Annotated in this window: 16 protein-coding genes and 1 pseudogene; 3 read left to right on the top strand and 14 right to left on the bottom strand. The window is 71.9% G+C overall.

Annotated features, from left to right (window positions below; translation table 11 throughout):
• Positions 1-20: 20 nt before the first annotated feature.
• The 7 genes from ACYVMZ_RS01775 to ACYVMZ_RS01745 form a co-directional block, all read right to left on the bottom strand.
• A complete protein-coding gene (locus tag ACYVMZ_RS01775) occupies positions 21-1046 on the bottom strand; it encodes an NAD-dependent epimerase/dehydratase family protein (RefSeq protein WP_461074661.1) in 1026 nt (341 codons plus the stop codon).
• A 134-nt stretch (positions 1047-1180) separates the two neighbouring features.
• The gene (locus tag ACYVMZ_RS01770; RefSeq protein ID WP_461074659.1) at positions 1181-1759 is read right to left on the bottom strand and encodes a winged helix-turn-helix domain-containing protein; all 579 of its coding nucleotides are present in this window, start codon (positions 1757-1759) and stop codon (positions 1181-1183) included.
• A 358-nt stretch (positions 1760-2117) separates the two neighbouring features.
• Positions 2118-3149: a glutamine synthetase gene (glnII, locus tag ACYVMZ_RS01765; protein WP_461074657.1), complete on the bottom strand. Its 1032-nt coding sequence runs from the start codon at positions 3147-3149 to the stop codon at positions 2118-2120.
• A gap of 816 nt (positions 3150-3965) precedes the next feature.
• Positions 3966-4670 (bottom strand): RlpA-like double-psi beta-barrel domain-containing protein, encoded by a 705-nt coding sequence (locus tag ACYVMZ_RS01760; protein WP_461074655.1) that lies wholly within the window; start codon positions 4668-4670, stop codon positions 3966-3968.
• Between the two features lie 155 nt (positions 4671-4825).
• The gene (locus ACYVMZ_RS01755; RefSeq protein ID WP_461074653.1) at positions 4826-5650 is read right to left on the bottom strand and encodes a hypothetical protein; all 825 of its coding nucleotides are present in this window, start codon (positions 5648-5650) and stop codon (positions 4826-4828) included.
• A gap of 57 nt (positions 5651-5707) precedes the next feature.
• Positions 5708-6067, bottom strand: a complete 360-nt coding sequence (locus ACYVMZ_RS01750) for an arsenate reductase family protein (protein WP_461074651.1) — start codon at positions 6065-6067, stop codon at positions 5708-5710.
• Between the two features lie 92 nt (positions 6068-6159).
• A complete protein-coding gene (locus ACYVMZ_RS01745) occupies positions 6160-8586 on the bottom strand; it encodes a penicillin acylase family protein (RefSeq protein WP_461074649.1) in 2427 nt (808 codons plus the stop codon).
• A 370-nt stretch (positions 8587-8956) separates the two neighbouring features.
• Between ACYVMZ_RS01745 and ACYVMZ_RS01740 the strand changes: the two genes are divergently transcribed.
• Positions 8957-9283 carry a hypothetical protein gene (locus ACYVMZ_RS01740; protein ID WP_461074647.1) on the top strand — a complete coding sequence of 109 codons (327 nt, stop codon included), beginning with the start codon at positions 8957-8959 and terminating at the stop codon, positions 9281-9283.
• 114 nt (positions 9284-9397) lie between these two features.
• Here the strand turns inward: ACYVMZ_RS01740 and ACYVMZ_RS01735 are convergent, their stop codons facing one another.
• A complete protein-coding gene (locus ACYVMZ_RS01735) occupies positions 9398-10582 on the bottom strand; it encodes a winged helix DNA-binding domain-containing protein (protein WP_461074645.1) in 1185 nt (394 codons plus the stop codon).
• Positions 10583-10777: 195 nt separating this feature from the next.
• Between ACYVMZ_RS01735 and ACYVMZ_RS01730 the strand changes: the two genes are divergently transcribed.
• Complete coding sequence (locus ACYVMZ_RS01730; RefSeq protein ID WP_461074643.1) at positions 10778-11053, top strand: hypothetical protein; 276 nt, start codon at positions 10778-10780, stop codon at positions 11051-11053.
• Positions 11054-11088: 35 nt separating this feature from the next.
• Here the strand turns inward: ACYVMZ_RS01730 and pspAB are convergent, their stop codons facing one another.
• The 5 genes and pseudogenes from pspAB to glnA all read right to left on the bottom strand — a co-directional run bounded on the left by pspAB (position 11089) and on the right by glnA (position 16069).
• Complete coding sequence (pspAB, locus tag ACYVMZ_RS01725; protein WP_461074641.1) at positions 11089-11673, bottom strand: PspA-associated protein PspAB; 585 nt, start codon at positions 11671-11673, stop codon at positions 11089-11091.
• A gap of 2 nt (positions 11674-11675) precedes the next feature.
• Positions 11676-12593 carry a zinc metalloprotease HtpX gene (gene htpX, locus ACYVMZ_RS01720; protein ID WP_461074639.1) on the bottom strand — a complete coding sequence of 306 codons (918 nt, stop codon included), beginning with the start codon at positions 12591-12593 and terminating at the stop codon, positions 11676-11678.
• A 109-nt stretch (positions 12594-12702) separates the two neighbouring features.
• Positions 12703-14152, bottom strand: a pseudogene (locus tag ACYVMZ_RS01715) (hypothetical protein).
• A gap of 85 nt (positions 14153-14237) precedes the next feature.
• A complete protein-coding gene (locus tag ACYVMZ_RS01710) occupies positions 14238-14498 on the bottom strand; it encodes an SCO2583/SCO2584 N-terminal domain-containing protein (RefSeq protein ID WP_461074637.1) in 261 nt (86 codons plus the stop codon).
• Positions 14499-14659: 161 nt separating this feature from the next.
• Positions 14660-16069 (bottom strand): type I glutamate--ammonia ligase, encoded by a 1410-nt coding sequence (glnA, locus tag ACYVMZ_RS01705; RefSeq protein ID WP_461074635.1) that lies wholly within the window; start codon positions 16067-16069, stop codon positions 14660-14662.
• Between the two features lie 209 nt (positions 16070-16278).
• On the opposite strand from glnA, the gene ACYVMZ_RS01700 reads away from it, so the two are divergent.
• Positions 16279-16746, top strand: a complete 468-nt coding sequence (locus ACYVMZ_RS01700; RefSeq protein ID WP_461074633.1) for an RDD family protein — start codon at positions 16279-16281, stop codon at positions 16744-16746.
• A gap of 114 nt (positions 16747-16860) precedes the next feature.
• Here ACYVMZ_RS01700 and ACYVMZ_RS01695 read toward each other — a convergent pair whose 3' ends face one another.
• The gene (locus ACYVMZ_RS01695) at positions 16861-17562 is read right to left on the bottom strand and encodes a DUF4191 domain-containing protein (RefSeq protein WP_461074631.1); all 702 of its coding nucleotides are present in this window, start codon (positions 17560-17562) and stop codon (positions 16861-16863) included.
• Positions 17563-17571 lie beyond the last annotated feature (9 nt).

Below are 17571 nucleotides of genomic sequence, written 5' to 3'. Positions count from 1 at the left end.
CACTGGGCCGAGCACCCCGGTCAGGGGGTGGTGTCAGGTACACCCCCGGCGGCCGCGAGCACCTTCGCCTCCACCTCCGGATCGAGCCCCTTCGCCGACCGGTCCGGGCGGCGCGGAGGCGTGCCGCCGATGCTTCGCAGCCAGCTCCAGGTGCCGGCGACGGTCTCCTCGACGGGGCGGCAGCGCAGCCCGTCCCGCACGGCCCGGGAGACGTCCGCGCCGTGCAGGGCGTCGTACAGGTCGCTGCCCGGCGGCACCCACACCGGCAGCTGGGTCCACGGCTCGACGCCCGCCTCCAGGATCACCTCGGGCTCGGTCCACCGCAGGTCGGCGGCACCGCCGGTGACCCGCACGCACGCGTCGAGCAACTCGCCCGTCGTGGTGTGCCCCCGCGGGCCGACCAGGTTGTACGGCCCGCTCAGCTCCCGCTCCGCCGCCCGGAGCAGCCACTCGGCGAGGTCACGGACGTCGATGTACTGCAGGGGCAGGTCCCGCGGCCCCGGCGCCAGGACCGGGCCGCCACGCGCCATGCGCGTCAGCCACCAGGGCAGCCGGCCGACGTTCTCGTACGGCCCGAGGATCAGCCCGGCCCGCGCCAGCAACGACCGCCGGGCGCCGAAGGCGTCGAGGACGGCCAGCTCACCGCCCCGCTTGTCCTGCGCGTACCCGGTCTGCTCCGCGTCGGCGGAGGCGCCCTCCACCAGCGGCGCCTCCTCGGTGTACCCGGCGGGCGGGGCCCACGCGTACACCGAGCAGCTCGACACGTACACGTACCGGCGGGCGCGGCCCCGCAGCAGCCGCGCCGCGTCCCGCACCGCGCGGGGCGCCGCCGACCAGGTGTCGACGACGACGTCCCACTCGCCCGGGTCCTCGGCGAGGGCGGCCAGACCGTCGGGCGCGGTGCGGTCGCCGTGCAGCGACCGCACCCCGGCCGGGGGCGTGTGCCGCCCCCGGTGGAAGACGGTCACGTCCCAGCCCCGCCCGAGGGCCGCCTCCACGACGGCCCGCCCCACGAACTCCGTACCGCCCAGCATCAGGAGCTTCATGCCGGTGACTCTGCCCGGTGCGGCGGGGGAGGGGAACGGGAATCTGCCGTCAGCAGACGATCAAACCGGGTCGTACCGGCTGCACCCGGCCTGAGGCCTCACGTCCGGCCGTCGGCGTCAACGCGCGGCCGGTGTCAACGCGCGGCCGGTGGCACGTACTTGTAGCCGACCCGGCGTACCGTCCGGATCGTGTCCCGGTACTCGGCGCCCAGCTTGCGGCGCAGCCGGGCGATGTGGACGTCGACGGTACGGCCGTCGCCGACGTGCCCGTAGCCCCACACCGTGCCCACCAGCTGGTCGCGGGTGTGCACCCGGCCCGGGTGGGCGACGAGGTGGGCGAGCAGCTCGAACTCCAGGTACGTCAGGTCGAGCGGGCGCCCGGCCACCGCGGCGGTGCGCTGCACGGTGTCGACGCGGATGAGGGGATCGCCGTCGGCGGCCGTCCCGGCGGCCCGCGCCCGGTCCGGCACGGCCACCGGCGGGAACGGCGGCTGCTGGTCGGCCGGGACCAGCACCAGGTAGCCGATCATCGGCGGCTGCCCCGGCAGCGTGGGCAGGGTGTGCTGCGGCGCGGGCAGCCAGGTGGCACCCGGCGGCAGGAGGTCCGCGACGGTCACGACCTCGTCCCGGTCGACGGCCCGCAGCCGGTGCCGGGAGCCGTCGGGGGAAGGGGCGTCGAGCGTGGCGGTGGACAGAGAACGAGTGGTCGCCATGAGAGGTCAGCTCTTTCGCGCGAGAGGTTCGTCGGACGGGTCGACGGCCCCGAGTTGTGGTCGGGCTCGCCGAGGGACGTACGCCGGTCGCGCTGGCCGAAGGCCGGGGTGGTTACGGCTTTAGAGGGCCGGCGCGTTCACGCGCGGCAACACACCCGGTCGAAGTCGTGGCGCTGACGGGAAGGCCAGAAGGGCTCGAGGTCATGGCGACCTGTCGCGGAGTGCTTCTGGAAGCTGGCCATGGCCCCATTGAAGCAGACAGCCGCCGTCGGCAGGACCCCCTCTCTCACTGTCCGGACAACGCGAGGGGGCGCCCACCGCGACGGTGGGCGCCCCCTGCACGGAGCCGTGGGCCGGATCAGACCTGGCCGGCCTTCTCCAGCGCCGAGCAGCAGGTGTCGACGAGGAGACGGGTCACGACGTACGGGTCGACGTTGGCGTTCGGACGGCGGTCCTCGATGTAGCCCTTGCCGTCCTTCTCGACCTGCCACGGGATACGGACCGAGGCACCGCGGTTGGAGACGCCGTAGGAGAACTTGTCCCACGGGGCGGTCTCGTGCAGACCGGTCAGGCGGTCGTCGATGCCGGCGCCGTAGTTCTTCACGTGGTCGAGCGGCTTGGAGCCCTCACCGAGCGCCTCGCACGCGGTGATGATCGCGTCGTAGCCCTCGCGCATCGCCTTGGTGGAGAAGTTGGTGTGCGCACCGGCGCCGTTCCAGTCGCCCTTGACCGGCTTCGGGTCCAGGGTCGCGGCGATGCCGAAGTCCTCGGCGGTGCGGTACAGCAGCCAGCGGGCCACCCACAGCTGGTCGGAGACCTCCAGGGGGGACAGCGGGCCGACCTGGAACTCCCACTGGCCGGGCATGACCTCGGCGTTGATGCCGGACAGGCCCAGGCCCGCCTTCAGGCAGTTGTCCAGGTGGGCCTCGACGACGTCACGGCCGAAGATCTCGTCGGAGCCGACGCCGCAGTAGTAGCCGCCCTGCGGGGCCGGGAAGCCACCCTTGGGGAAGCCGAGCGGGTAGCCGTCCTTGAAGAACGTGTACTCCTGCTCGATGCCGAAGATCGGCTCCTGCGCGGCGAACTTCTCGGCGACCTCGGCCAGCGCGGCACGCGTGTTGGTCGGGTGCGGGGTCATGTCCGTGTTCAGGACCTCGCACAGCACCAGCACGTCGTCGCCGCCGCGGATCGGGTCGGGACAGGTGAAGACCGGCTTCAGCACGCAGTCCGAGGCGTGGCCCTCGGCCTGGTTCGTGGAGGACCCGTCGAAGCCCCAGATCGGCAGCGCGTCGAGACCGGCGGGGGAGCCCGCGATAATCTTCGTCTTCGAACGCAGCTTGGCCGTCGGCTCGGTGCCGTCGATCCAGATGTACTCAGCCTTGAAGGTCACGGGCCACATCCTTCGGGGGTGGGTCTAGGCGCGTTTTGCGGGTGCTGCGGCGCTGCGGCACTGAGGCGCCGCGCTGATGCCCGGCAGCCTGTCAACGGGCGATTTCCCGGCCATTGCTCGCATGTGAACCCCGTGTTACCTGGTGGTTCTGTGTCGCAGCTCACTCTGTGAGGGCCCGCGCGGTGCGGAAAGCGACACGGAAAGTCGACACGGAGACAGCGCGGGCAGGGCCGGAGGGCGTCGCCGGCCCGGCTCGTATGCGATGGGAATACCTCGCAGGCGAGGGAAACGGCACCCGGTGCTGCGGCGGGGGCCGAGGGGTCGCGCAACCCGGCGCCGCGCCCACCCGTGCCGCCTGGGGGTACCCCCTGCTCGAAGAGCGGAGGCACGACTGCCCGCAGCCAGACGGTATGGCCGCCGCAGCTGAGCGGCTGCGCGCAGCAAGGTGGGCGCACCCGCAGCCGCCCGCGCGCGGAAGGGGACGTGTCGGGGGGTGTCCGCCCGCAGCGGCTGGGGAAACGCCCGATCCCCTCGGCAACGGACCAGCTCGCCGGACCGAGGACGGACACCCCCGGCGAGGCCCCGACCCACCCCCACGCCGTAGGCGCTACACCAGCCCCCACCCCACCCGCACAGGCCGCGGCAGGCATCCCGCCGCCCCACCGCCGGAGGCACGCAGCACACCGGCCGGCGACCGCGACCCCCGAACGGTCGTCGGCCTGACGTGCTGCCCGGCCCCCGGACGTGCCGGTCCTGCCGCTCCCGGCCGGGAGCGGCAGGACCCGTGACACGTACAGCTTTCTGACTGCCTGAGCCTCACCCCACCTTCTCGATCAGTGCCCGGCGGATCAGGAACTTCCCGGGCTCACGGACCTGTTCGAAGGCCGCGTTGTTGAGCAGGACACAACTGCCGGAGACCGAGGTGACCTCCACCGTCGTGGACTTGTTGTTGTCGAGGTTGGTGACCTTCAGCTTCGTCCCGGCCGGGAACTGGTTGCTCGACGCGGCAGGCGCACCGCCCTCGCCGGAGAGGGTGACCGTGGACCCGTTGCACACCTGCTGGCCGGAGGCCGCGGCACCGCCGCCGGGGTTTCCCGCGGAAGCGGTCTGCGAGGGCTGCGCGGCCTGCTCACCGCCCCCGGCCTGCTCACCGCCCCCGGCCTGCTCGCCGGCCTGGCCGTTCTGTGCCGGTTGCGTGGCCTGGGAGCCCTGAGCCGACTCCCCAACCACACACCCGGAGGCCTCCTGCTTGCGCTTGATCTCGGCGATGACCGCCTCACGGTTGGCGATCCGCGCCTCGGACTGCGCGTCCGGATCGGCCCGCTGGTCCTCGATGAACCGCTGGTTGTTGCCGAGCGCGGTGGCGAGCCCCTGGCAGACGGTCGACTCCGCGGCCGACTTGGGAGTCTGCGCGGCGTTCGACGTGCTGGCCATGACGAAGGCACCGCCTCCCGCCACCGTCGCGGCGCTCACCAGCAGGGCGAGCTTCTTCTTCGTGCTGAGAGTTCTCCTACGCGACATGCGCGCCTCCTGAAGAGGTAGGGGAGCGTACGCCGCTATGTACGAGATACCGAACGGAGTTACTCAGCGGTTACAGGAGTCACCGAAGTAACCTGCGTCACAGGTGAGTTCACAGGGAGTTCACGGTGCGGCTCAGGGGAGTCCGAGGCACCCGCTCAGGTGCCGCTCCTGCCCTCCTCGTACGCCACGACCCCGTCGTTGACGTACTGGAGCAGGTCCTCCGTCTGCCGTGTGAGGGCGGCCTCCTCGGTCTCCCCGCCATCGCCCCACTGCCCGTTGGCGAACACCACGGACCGTACGGTCATCAGCCGCCGGAAGATCCCCGCCGAGCCCGGCGGCACGGTCGGCAGCCCCGCCTCGGGCGGCGGGTCGAGGGACACGACCTGGTACGTCACCGGGTCCATGGAGGCCATCATGAACACGCGCGAGGCGTCCTCGACGCGCCGGAAGCTCAGCACGGACACCGTCACCTGCGAGCGCCGGTCGGCATCCGTGAACAGGGCCGCGGTCAGCCGCGCGCACTCCTCGCCCTGCGCGATCAGCTCCGCCAGCTCCTGCGACATGCCGCGGGCGCAGTCGGTCGTGGTGGCCAGGTCGACGCGCGCGTACCGGGAGCCGTCCTTCAGCCGTACGTTCTGCTCGGGAAACGCCTGCTCCGGGCGGATGACGGGCCGCGAGAGCAGCGAGGGCAGGGCGGTGGGCGCGTCCGGCGGGAGGGTGACCTCGACCGAGGGGACGGGGGGCGAGCCGGAGGCGGTGGTCGCGGGCGGGGCCGCGGCCGGGCCGGAACCGCCGCCGGTGCCCGCGTACATCACCGCGCCGGCGGCGATGGCGGCGCAGAGCACGACACCCGTCGCGGCGCCCACCGCGCGCCGGGTCCGGCGCCGCCTGCGCAGGCGCTCCTGCTCGGCCGCCCACTGGGCGTACGGGTCGGGCGGCCCGTACGGCGTTCCCGATATTCCTTGATCACCGAAGGTCATGGCGGCGGAGGGTAACACCGCGGGCCGCCCGAACGCGCGCCGCCCGACAAACCGCCGTCAACGGGACAGGGCGTCCCGAACGGCCTCGTCCGTGCGGGCCACGACGGCCGTGCCGTCGTCCGCCGTGATGATCGGACGCTGGATGAGCTTCGGATGCTCGGCCAGCGCCTTGATCCAGCGGTCGCGCGAGGCGGCGTCCCGCGGCCACTCCTTGAGGCCGAGCTCCTTGGCGACCGCCTCCTGGGTGCGGGTGATGTCCCACGGTTCGAGGCCGAGGCGCGTGAGGACCTCGCGGATCTCGTCCTCGCTCGGCACGTCCTCCAGATAGCGGCGGACGGTGTAGTCGGCGCCCTCGGCGTCGAGCAGTCTGACGGCGCTGCGGCACTTCGAACAGGCCGGGTTGATCCAGATCTCCATGCCGCCACGGTACGCCCGCGCCGTGCGAAGCTCCTCGGGCGCCTGACGGGTCTCTGACGGTCTGTGCCGGGTCCATGCCGGGTATGCCGGGTCTATGCCGGGTCGAGGGTGATCCGGGTCTTCGCGTTCCGCTCGATCGCCGGCCTGCTGTACAGCAGCGGGAAGTACGTGCCCGCCGCCCACTTCTCCGCGAGGTCGTCGTAGTGCGGACTGCGCTCGTCCCCGGACTGGCCCGGCGCGTTGACAGCGCGTGAGTCGTCCCAGGAGCCGACGTCGAGGACCATCTTGAAGGTCGGCCCGCCCACCTGGACGCGGGGGAAGACGCCGGCGAAGTAGACCGAGTTGCGGAGCGTGTGGTGCGTGCCGTCCATGGGAGTGGGCCCGACGTGCGGACCGCCGAGCGGGTGCTGGAACAGGTGGATGTGTGCGGAGCCCCAGCTCCAGGTGCGCGGGTCGGGGCCGAGGTGCGCGCTCACCTCGTCGTACGCCTTCGGCAGGGTGTCCAGGATCAGCCCGTCCCGCGCCGCCGCACCGCCCTGGCCGAACCACTGCTCCGGGTCGGCGAAGGAGTCGGTCACGACCCGGAAGTCGGGGGAGAGGCTGCTCCTGACGAGATGGCCGGCGGCGTCCTCGGGCAGCATCGCGTGTGCCCACGCCGGGTAGAGCGCGTTCATGATCCAGGTCTCGAACAGCACCGCACCGGCGGAGTCCCTGCTCGCGACGCCGTCGTAGTCACGCAGCAGCTCCAGCGCCTTCCTCGTCTTCGGGTCCGGCGAGTCCAGCTTCCTCAGGTACGGCAGGATCTCGGTGGCCGCGAGCGACTTCACGTCGTTCTGGAGGTCCATGGTGTCCTGGACGGACGTCCCCGCCTGCCGGGCGAACACCTCGTCGATGCGGCTCTTGCGGTAGTGCTCCGCCCACTCGTAGCCGAGGACCGGGAAACCCTCGGGGAAATTGTGCTCGTTGGCGGTGGCGAAGTATCCCGACTCCGGGTTGTGCACGCCGGGGAAGCCGCCGCTGTCCTCGAACCCGTCCCACTCGTGGCGTCCGTCGCCGGGCACGGGAAGCAGGCCGTCGTACCCCTTGCCCAGGCGCTTGGGCACGAGCGCGCCGGGCACCCAGCCGATGCCGCCCTTCTTCCCGGCGTACACGAGGTTCGAGCCGGGGGACCTCCACCGGCGCACCGCCGTGGCGAACTCGTCGAAGCTCGTGGCCTTCTGGAACCTGAGACTGCCCAGGTAGGCCGATGTGCCCGGCTCGGTCCAGACCGTGCGGACCGCGTACGCCCTGTTCGCGGCCCGGTCGATCTTGACGACCGGGCCGTGCCGGGTGAACGGGAGCGACACCTTCCGCGGGCTGCCTCCGGCCACCGGGATCTCCTCCTCGACGGTCTTCATCGAGGCCCAGCCGCCGCGATAGCGGTACTGGGTGGGGTCGTCCGGATTGAGGTCGTAGACGTAGAGGTCCGACTGGTCCGCGGCCAGGTTGGTCAGCCCGAACGCGATGGACCCGTTGTGCCCCATGCTGACGCCGGGGTTCCACGGCTCACCCGCGCCGATGATGTTCAGGCCCGGGGCGGAGAGGTGGGTGATGTACCGGTTCGAGGGCACCGCGTGGTTCGCACGGTGCGGGTCGCCGGCGAGGATCGGCCTGCCGGTCGCGGTGCGGCGCGGCGCGACGGCCCAGGCGTTGCTGCCGCTCCTGGCCTCCCGCAGCGCCGCGACGGCGTCCGGCTCCCGCACCAGCCCGCCGTCGGCGAACCGCACCTCCGCCGTGGCGAGGTGGTAGGTGTCCAGGGCGTCGTCCGGAAGCGAACACGGGTCGAGACCGTCCGGCACCCGTACGGTGTGCGCCGGCTCCAGCTTCTTGTAGTACCTGTCGGCGCCCGGCCCGCCGAGGCAGATGAGTTTCGCGCGGGCGAACTCGGAGCGCAGGTTGCTGACCAGGCCGTGGGCGCGGATCCGTACCAGGTCCTCCGGCTTCCAGCGCGCGGGCCGGTAGCCGAGCTTGCGGAACTCCTCCGGCATGGCGTCCGGGTGCTTCGTCAGCCAGTCCACATAGGCGTTGACGCCCGCCGCGAAGCGGGTCGCCGCCGCCCTGGCCTCCGGGCCGTAGCTCGCCCACTCCTTCTCCATGTCGCCGCGGTAGAGGAACAGCCGCGAGGCCCGGTCCTGCTCGACGTAGTCCTGGCCGAGGACCTCGCTGAGCCGGCCGAGTCCCTTGCGCCGCCAGGTGTCCATCTGGAACAGCCGGTCCCGGGCGGCGACGAAGCCCTGCGCCTGGAAGAGGTCGCCGGTGCTGGAGGCGGAGATGTGCGGCACACCCCAGGTGTCGACCGTCACGGAGACCGGCCCCGCCAGCCCCGGCACCGCATAGGACTCCTCGGCCCTCTGCCCCTTCACCGCCGGCCCGGCCCCGTCCGCCGAGGCCGGCATCGACACCATCATCGACGCCGGCATCGACACCGAGACGGCCACCGTGACGGCCAGTACTCTCACGCGCCGTTCCATCAGGGCCATGACCTCCATGACGACCGGGCAGGTGCTCTCGCCGCACGGAAGCTACCGCGCCACGGAAGGGCACCACACCCCTCAACGACCCTTACTGGACACGGTCTCGCTGCGGCGCGACACACGAAGCCGCGGACGTCGACCCGGCCGGGTGGTCCTCGCCCAACGCCGTGCACCACCGGCTCTGTTCGAATTTCTGCCGCCCCACGCACACCTTGCGGACCTGGTGTGACGGGGCGCCAAAATCCCTGCTCACCTGGGCATTTGGCGAACTCTGCGGACTCCCCGGATGTCAGTGGCGGCCAGTAAACTGGAAGCAGTGTTCGAGGGTGTTGGCCGGGGCTCCGGGCGGCGCCCTGACCGCGACAGGAGGATGCCTGTGCCCGCTGCCGCACTGAAGCCGAAGCCGGCTCGCAAGCCGTTGCCCACCCAGTCCACCGCGAAGCGTCCCGTCCTGCTCGACATGCCCTACGCGCCCGTGGAGAAGCGGCCGCTGCCGCCGGGCCGTCCGCGCGAGTGGTACATCACGCACAACCGTCGCCTCAAGGCCATGCGCCTCGCGATCGCCCTGCTCGACTCCGGTGTCTACGTGCCCAACCAGGCGCGCAACGAGACGATCCGGAGCACGGCGGAGCAGATCGGTGTTCACCCGCCGTCGGACACGACCTGCCACATGGTGCGGGCGTTCATGCGCTACAGCCGTTGAGGCCGCTGCCGGGCGCCCCGCAGCACGGGGTGCCCGGCACCGCGTGCGCCTAGGCCCTGTCGTCAAACTCCCGTCGTCCGCCCGGCGGAGCAGGCGGGAGTTCGACGACAGGGCCTACCCCGCCAACTCCTTCTCCAGCGGCGTCCGGAACCGCGGCGTGAGTCTCGTCGCCCCCACCCACTCCCGCAACCGCTCCGCTTCCCCCGCGACGGCCGCCTCCGCCTCCCGCCCCACACCCGCCCCGTCGAGGATCCGCCACACGATCTCCCCGTCACCCCGCTGCGCCCAGCCGCCGATCACCCGCCCGTTCCACCACACCGTCGGCCCCACGTTCCCGCTGCGGTCGAACAGCAGCGGCCGCAGCTCCGGCGCGAGATACCAGTCCCGCTGCTGCCAGCCCATCGCCGTCGGATCGAGCGCGGGCAGCAGCGCGGCCCACGGTTCGCCGGGCTCGGCCACCGGGTCGACGTCGCCGTCGACGACGTACCCCGTGCCCTCGTCCACGGAGACCACCCGGGCGCCGATCGCGGCCAGCGCTCTGCGCACCTCCGTCACCCGCCAGCCCGTCCACCACTTCAGGTCCGCCTCCGTCGCCGGCCCGCACACCGCCAGCCAGCGCCGCAGCAGCTCCGCCTGGGCACCGGCGACCTCCAGCTCGGGATGCTCGGGCGCGACGGCCCACCGGAACTGGGACGACGTCCAGGAGCCCAGCGGCCGCCCCCGCACCACCTTCCCCTCCACGCCCAGCACCTTCAGCAGCCGCGTCGAGACGGTGTGGACCCCCTCGTAGCTCTTCCCGGCCGCGTACACGAACTGCTCCTTCAACCGCGGCTCGTCCTCGGCCAGTTCGGCCGCCGTCGCCTGGCCGCGCCGGGCCAGCGCGGCCAGGGCCGACTCCTCGACCTCCTTCAGCCAGGCCGCGTCCGGGGCGCCGGCCTTCGCCATGTCCTTCAGCAGCGCGGCCCGTTCGCGCGCGGCGACCGCCGCACCCGTCGAGGCGTGCACGACGGCGGTCAGCTCCCTCGGGAACACGAACACCGTGTGCCGCATACCGTGCATCCGGACCAGGCTGCGGTCCTCGTACAACGCGCGCTCGGTCTTTGGCACCGTCCTCGAGGGGTCCGCGAGGCGCGCGCCCACCGCCAGATACACCGTCGCGGGGTCCGAGCCGTGCAGGGCGACGAGGGAGCCGGCGACCTCCTCCGGACGCGCCGCCTGCTCCTTCCCGGCCAGCCGGTGCCGCAGCGCGAGCCGCGCCCGCCGTTCCGCCACGCCGATGTACCTCTGCTCCTCGCTCATGCAGACCTCCACCCGTCGCGCTTCCGCTGACCTGAGTGCATCTTCGCCGACCCCACTGACAATCGACTGCGCCCATTCACGCACGGTGACGCACCAGCGGTCCGCGAGAAAACCGGATGCACGATGCGTGACCGCGTCCCTACGCTGGATGCACCACACAGCACACCCATCCCACCCACACGGAAGAGACCAGTCATGAGCACTCTCGTCATGGCCGGCACCGTGGTCCTGGTGGTCCTGGGCTTCGGCAACCACGTCTGGTGGCTCGCCGCCGTCGCCCTGCTCTACCTGTACGTCCAGTACGGGCGGGGCTCGGCCTCGGCGTCCTCGACGGGCGGGGGCCCCTCCCCGGGGTCCGTGCCCGCCACCTACCGGGCGTACCGGGCCCGTCGCGACCAGCAGGCCAAGTGGGAGCGCCGCTACCGCCGCGAGCGCCCCTTCGAGGCCCGCCGCCAGGAGCGCGGCAGGTAAGCCGGCGCACCGATCGCGCGGGTGGCTCCCGGCCGTCACAGGCCGGGGGCGCCCCATACCGGGAACCAGCGTTCCAGATCCTGTTCGATCCGCAGGTCGTCGGCGAGCGCCGCCCTCACCTGCAGCTCCAGTGCGTTGTCGCGCCGCTGTCCCTCGCCGGGCAGCGGCGCGAAGGGGTAGAAGGTGCCCCGCTTGTAGAGGTAGACCAGCGCGAGCCGCCGGTCGGACTCGTCCCGGAAACCGGCCAGCGAGCACAGCAGCTGCGGGCCGAAGCCGTTGACCTCCATCTCGCTGTTCACGGCGTGCAGATCGTTGACGAGGAGCGGCAGCTCGTCGGGGGAGCGGCGGGAGACGAGCCAGGAGTAGCCGTAGCGGTCCTGCGTCAGCTCCACGGGTCGGCCCTCCCGCCCGGCATCCGCGTCCAGCAGCGCCTGCACCTCGCGGTGCGTCTGCTCGAAGGCCGAGCCCTCCACCGTCGCGAAGCACACCGCGCCCTGCCCGGTCGGTGTGAAGCCGGCCGCGGCCTGCAGCGTCACCGCCGCCGAGGGCAGCGCGAAGAGCTGGTCGAGATCGGGCGCGACCGGCTTCGTACGGCCGAGGAGGATGTCCAGCAGGCCCATGCTCACGCCCCTCCGGGTGCCGCAGCCTCGCCCAACTCGACGGAGATCCGGCCCAGTTGCTCGAGCCGCTGCTCCAGGCTCGGGTGGGTCGAGAAGAGCCGGGCGACACCGGGCTCACGGCCCAGCGCCGGCGTGAAGTAGAAGGCGTTGAAGGCCTGGGCCGTGCGCAGGTCCTTCGTCGGGATGCGGGCGATGTCGCCGGAGACCTTGGTCAGCGCGGAGGCCAGCGCCGAGGGCCGGCCGGTGAGCAGCGCCGCCGCCCGGTCCGCGGCCAGCTCCCGGTACCGGGACAGGGCCCGGATCAGCAGGAAGCTGAGCGCGTAGACGGCCGCCGACACCCCCATCACGGCGGCGAAGACGACCGCGGTGTTCTGGTCCCTCCTTCCCCCGCCGAACAGCTGCGAGTAGAAGGCGAACCGCACGATCAGCCCGGCGATCACACCGAGGAAGGACGCGACCGTGATCACGGCGACGTCCTTGTGCGCCACATGGGACAGCTCGTGCGCGAGCACACCCTCCAGTTCGGCCGGCTGCAGCCGCCGCAGCAGCCCGGTCGTCACACAGACCACCGCGTTGTCGGGATTCCGGCCGGTCGCGAACGCGTTCGGCATGTCCATGTCGGACACGGCGACCACCGGCTTGGGCATGTCGGCGAGCGCGCACATCCGGTCGATCACCGCGTGCAGCTCGGGATACTCCTCCCGCCGCACGACCCGCCCGCGCATCGCGTACAGCGCGATCCGGTCGGAGAACCAGTACTGCGCACCCAGCAGCGCCGCCGCGACCACCACGACCAGCACCCACGACTCCAGCAGCACGATCAGCGCCGCGACGAACCCCACGTACACAAGCCCGAGCAGGAACAGCGTGACCGTCATACGCGCGGTCAACCGCCGGTCGCTCCGGAAGCGGCTGTGCATGGTGCATCACCCCGCAGTTCAGGCACTCGTCCCACTGCCAGTGTGCACCCGGCCAGGCCCATGAACGGGTCCTGATAAGCCCCAGGGCGGGCAAAAGGTCCCCTCCGCCTCAGGCACTCAGCCCGGCCTCCCCCTTGCGCCGCTTCAGCACGTGGTCGCTGAACAGGTGCCGCGCCCGGTCGAGCAGCTCGCCCACCTCCGCGTCCCCGCGCGCGGTGTCCGCCGCGGGATGCCAGCCCTGCACGGACTGCCCGGCCCAGGACCGCAGCTTGGCGTCCGGATCGCCGAGCAGCGCCACGGCGGCCCGCAGCCGGACGATGCCCCCGCGCGTCCAGCAGCCGGAACGCGGCCACCCGGACGTGCCGGGGCCGGTCCGCCGCGAGCCGCTCCCGCAACCACGGCTCGGGTACGACCCGCGCGGACGGCAGCAGCGCGACGGCCGCCTCCCGCACCACGCCGGGCGCGGGATCGTCGAGCAGCGGCAGCAGCCGTCGTACGTCCGTCACGTCCAGCGCGCGCAGTGCGGCCACCGCCCGCGCCCGCACCCCCGGCGCCGGGTGGACCAGCAGCGGCCACACCAGCCCGGCGTCCGCGCGCTCCCCGCACTCCGCCAGCCCGATGACCGCGCCGGGCGGCAGCGCCGGGTCGGCCGGGTCCGCGCACCGCTCCCGGTACCAGGGCAGCGGGTCCCTCCCGTACTGCCGCACGACATACCGCGCACAGGCCCGCACCAGCGCGGACCGGTCGCCGAGGAACTCCGCCGCCCGCTCGGGCCGCCCCGCCCGCCGCAGCGCGGTGACCCCGGCCGACCGGGCGCGCGGGTTGCGGGCGGCGAGCAGCGGTTCGAGTACGTCGTCCGACGCGCCGCCGTCCGCCTCCCGTACGGCGGCCAGCGCGGCCTCGGCGCACAGGTCCTGCACGACGGTGTCGTCGTCCCGGGCGACGGTGCGCGCCAGCCGGCCGGGGGACAGGAACTGCTCCTCGACCGCGAGCCGGTACGCGAAGCGCCGCACAGCGCGGTCGGGGTGGACGAAGAGGGTGGCGAGCGTCCCGTGCGGCGATGCCCGGCGCAGTACCTCGCCGAGCAGCTCGACGCCGTACGCGCCCCGGTCGCGTCGGCCGACGGCCAGGATCAGGGGCGTAAGGGTGACGGCGGTGCCCACGTCGAGGACCTCGCGCAGCACCTGCCGGGCCCGCTCGCGCACCGGCGCGGCCCAGTCGGCGGCGCGGACGACGACCAGCGGCAGCAGGGCGGGGTACTCGACGGCCCTGGCGAGCGCGGCCTCGCGGACCCTGCCGTCCGGATGGCACAGGGCGAGCGCCAGACGGGGCTCGACCGCCCGGGTGGAGCGCCGGCCGATCAGCGGCAACGTCCTCGTGGCGCGGCCCTCGACCCAGGACTTCCCGGGCAGCGACTGCCGGTACCAGCCCGCGGCGCGTACCCCCGCGTCCAGACCCGTCCACGCGCCCGGGTCGGCCACGTCGAGGACGTCGCACAGCCGCGCCCCCGACGCCAGCCGCACCGCCGCCGCTTCCCCGCCCCGGATGTCCTCACTCATGCCCGCCCCCGCCACGACCTGCCGTTTCGGGCGATCGTAGGGGGCGCGGCACCGGGCGGTCGCCCGATTTACGGCCGGACAGGCCCTAGTAGGGAGCCCGGAAGTTGATGTACCCCAGCAGAAGGATCACCGCGACCACACAGCCCAGCACCACGGCCGTCGATATCCACGACGACCGGCGGCGGGACCCCACATGATCCGGGTCGGCGCGGAACGGCACCGGCCCGGGCGGGTTGTCCTTCCAGCGCGCGGCGAGCATCCGGGCCCGCGCGGACGGCTCCCTGTGATGCGCGCTGTCCGCCCACTTGAGGTCGAACTCCCGCTCCTCGTCGTCCCGTTCGGACATCCCCGTGACCCTTCTCGAACAACAGTGTCAGGACCAATGATCCCGCGTCTGTGCCCGATCTGTGAAGCGCGTTCCGCGGACATGCCCGGGAACGCGGCGGGGCCGCCCCCCTCGCGGGAGGCGGCCCCGAAACGCGGTGAGCCGGGTCGGTCACACGGGGATCACACGTCGAAGTAGAGCTCGAACTCGTGCGGGTGCGGACGCAGCTGCAGCGGAGCGATCTCGTTCGCGCGCTTGTAGTCGATCCAGGTCTCGATCAGGTCGGCGGTGAACACGTCGCCCTGGAGCAGGAACTCGTGGTCGGCCTCGAGGGAGTCGAGGACGGCCGACAGGGAGGTCGGGACCTGCGGGACGCCCGCGTGCTCCTCGGGAGCCAGCTCGTACAGGTCCTTGTCGATCGGCTCGGCCGGCTCGATCTTGTTCTTGATGCCGTCCAGGCCCGCCAGCAGCAGCGCGGAGAACGCCAGGTACGGGTTGCCGGAGGAGTCCGGGGCACGGAACTCGACGCGCTTGGCCTTCGGGTTCGAGCCGGTGATCGGGATACGCATGGCCGCGGAGCGGTTGCGCTGCGAGTACACCAGGTTGACCGGCGCCTCGAAGCCCGGCACCAGGCGGTGGTACGAGTTCACCGTCGGGTTGGTGAAGGCCAGCAGCGACGGGGCGTGCTTGAGGATGCCGCCGATGTAGTAGCGGGCGGTGTCCGACAGGCCGGCGTAGCCCTGCTCGTCGTAGAACAGCGGGTCGCCGTTCGCCCACAGCGACTGGTGGACGTGCATGCCCGAGCCGTTGTCACCGAAGATCGGCTTCGGCATGAAGGTCGCCGTCTTGCCGTTGCGCCAGGCGACGTTCTTCACGATGTACTTGAAGAGCTGGAGGTCGTCGGCGGCGGCGAGCAGCGTGTTGAACTTGTAGTTGATCTCGGCCTGGCCGGCGGTGCCCACCTCGTGGTGCTGGCGCTCGACCTTCAGGCCGGCCTTGTCCAGCTCCAGGGTGATCTCGGCGCGCAGGTCGGCGAAGTGGTCGACCGGCGGGACCGGGAAGTAGCCGCCCTTGTAACGGACCTTGTAACCGCGGTTGTCCTCCAGGGCACCGGTGTTCCAGGCACCGGCCTCGGAGTCGATGTGGTAGAAGGACTCGTTCGCGCTGGTCGAGAAGCGGACGCTGTCGAAGACGTAGAACTCGGCCTCGGGACCGAAGTACGCCGTGTCGGCGATCCCGGTGGACGCGAGGTAGGCCTCGGCCTTCTTCGCCACGTTGCGCGGGTCACGGGAGTACTGCTCCCCCGTGATCGGGTCGTGGATGAAGAAGTTGATGTTCAGCGTCTTGTCCCGGCGGAACGGGTCGACCCGGGCGGTCGACAGGTCCGCGCGCAGCGCCATGTCGGACTCGTGAATGGCCTGGAAGCCGCGGATCGAGGAGCCGTCGAAGGCGAGCTCGTCGTCCGGGTCGAACGCCTCAGCAGGCACCGTGAAGTGCTGCATCACGCCCGGGAGGTCGCAGAAGCGGACGTCGATGAACTTGACGTCCTCGTCCGCGATGAACTTCTTGGCCTCGTCGGCGTTCTGGAACATCCAGCTCCTCCTACTCCCGACCGTCCCGCCGGGGTGGTAGATCGTTCGTGCGGCCAGTGCGGTGGCACACGCTGTTCTCGACCCTAGGGACGGGTGATTTCTCGGGCGTGACCCATTTGTTTCGCACAAGTTAACCGGCTCACCTCCCACGGTAGCTCCGACCGACCCCGGCGTCCCCCGGTCATTTACGGGCGCAGTACCGTGGACGGGTGGACAACAGGCAAGCAATCGGATCGTGGCTTTCCGGGCCGCGCGCGGCCATGGAAGACGCCGGTGCCGACTTCGGATACCGGGGCGAGCGGCTCGGTCTCCCGGAGCAGGGACCGGGTTCGATCGCCCGCCCCGGCCGACGGCTCGGCGCCCTGGCCGTGGACTGGGGTCTGTGCCTCTTGATCGCATACGGTCTCATCACGCACGGCTACAACCAGGCGACCAGCAACTGGGCACTGCTCATCTTCTTCGTACTGAGCGTCCTCACGGTCGGTACGGTCGGCTTCACTCCCGGCAAGCGCCTCTTCGGGCTGCGGGTGCTCACCCTCGACACGGGCACCGTCAACCCGCTGCGCGCCCTGCTGCGCTCGGTCCTGCTGTGCCTCGCGATCCCCGCCCTGATCTGGGACCGCGACGGACGCGGTCTGCACGACCGGCTGGCCCGCACGGTCGAGGTCCGCATCTAGCGGACGCGACACAGAGACCCGCACACAGGGCGGCCCGCATGACGACGAAGGGGCGCCCGGAGAGTGATCCGGGCGCCCCTTCCGCGTATGCGGGTTCCGCGTGTGCGGGTCGGGTCAGCGGGCCCTCGGCCCGCCCTTCGGCAGCTTCATGCCCTTCGGCATCGGGCCCTTCGGCAGCGGCATGTTGCTCATCAGGTCGCCCAGGGCGCGCAGCCGGTCGTTGGTCGCGGTGACCTGCGGACCGGTCAGCACGCGCGGCAGCTTCAGCATGGTGGTGCGCAGCTTCTTCAGCTCGACCTGGCCCTCGCCGGTTCCCACGATCAGGTCGTGCACCGGGACGTCGGCGACGATCCGGTTCATCTTCTTCTTCTCGGCGGCGAGCAGGGACTTCACCCGGTTCGGGTTGCCCTCGGCGACCAGCACGATGCCGGCCTTGCCGACCGCGCGGTGCACCACGTCCTGGTTGCGGTTCATCGCCACCGCGGGGGTCGTCGTCCAGCCCCGGCCGATGTTGTCGAGCACCGCCGCGGCGGCGCCCGGCTGGCCCTCCATCTGCCCGAAGGCCGCTCGCTCGGCCCGGCGCCCGAAGACGATCGCCGTCGCGAGGAAGGCGAGCAGGAGGCCCAGGATGCCGAGATAGATGGGGTGACCGATCAAGAAACCGATCGCGAGGAGGACACCGAAGACGCTGATGCCGACAGCCGCGAGTACAAGACCGATCTTCTTGTCGGCCCTGCGGGTCATCTTGTAGGTCAGGGCGATCTGCTTCAGTCGCCCGGGGTTCGCAGCGTCCGCTGCAGTTTCCTTCCTCGCCATGCCCCGAAG

This window comes from Streptomyces deserti (genome assembly GCF_054782695.1).
This window is presented reverse-complemented; position numbering and strand designations above follow the sequence as displayed.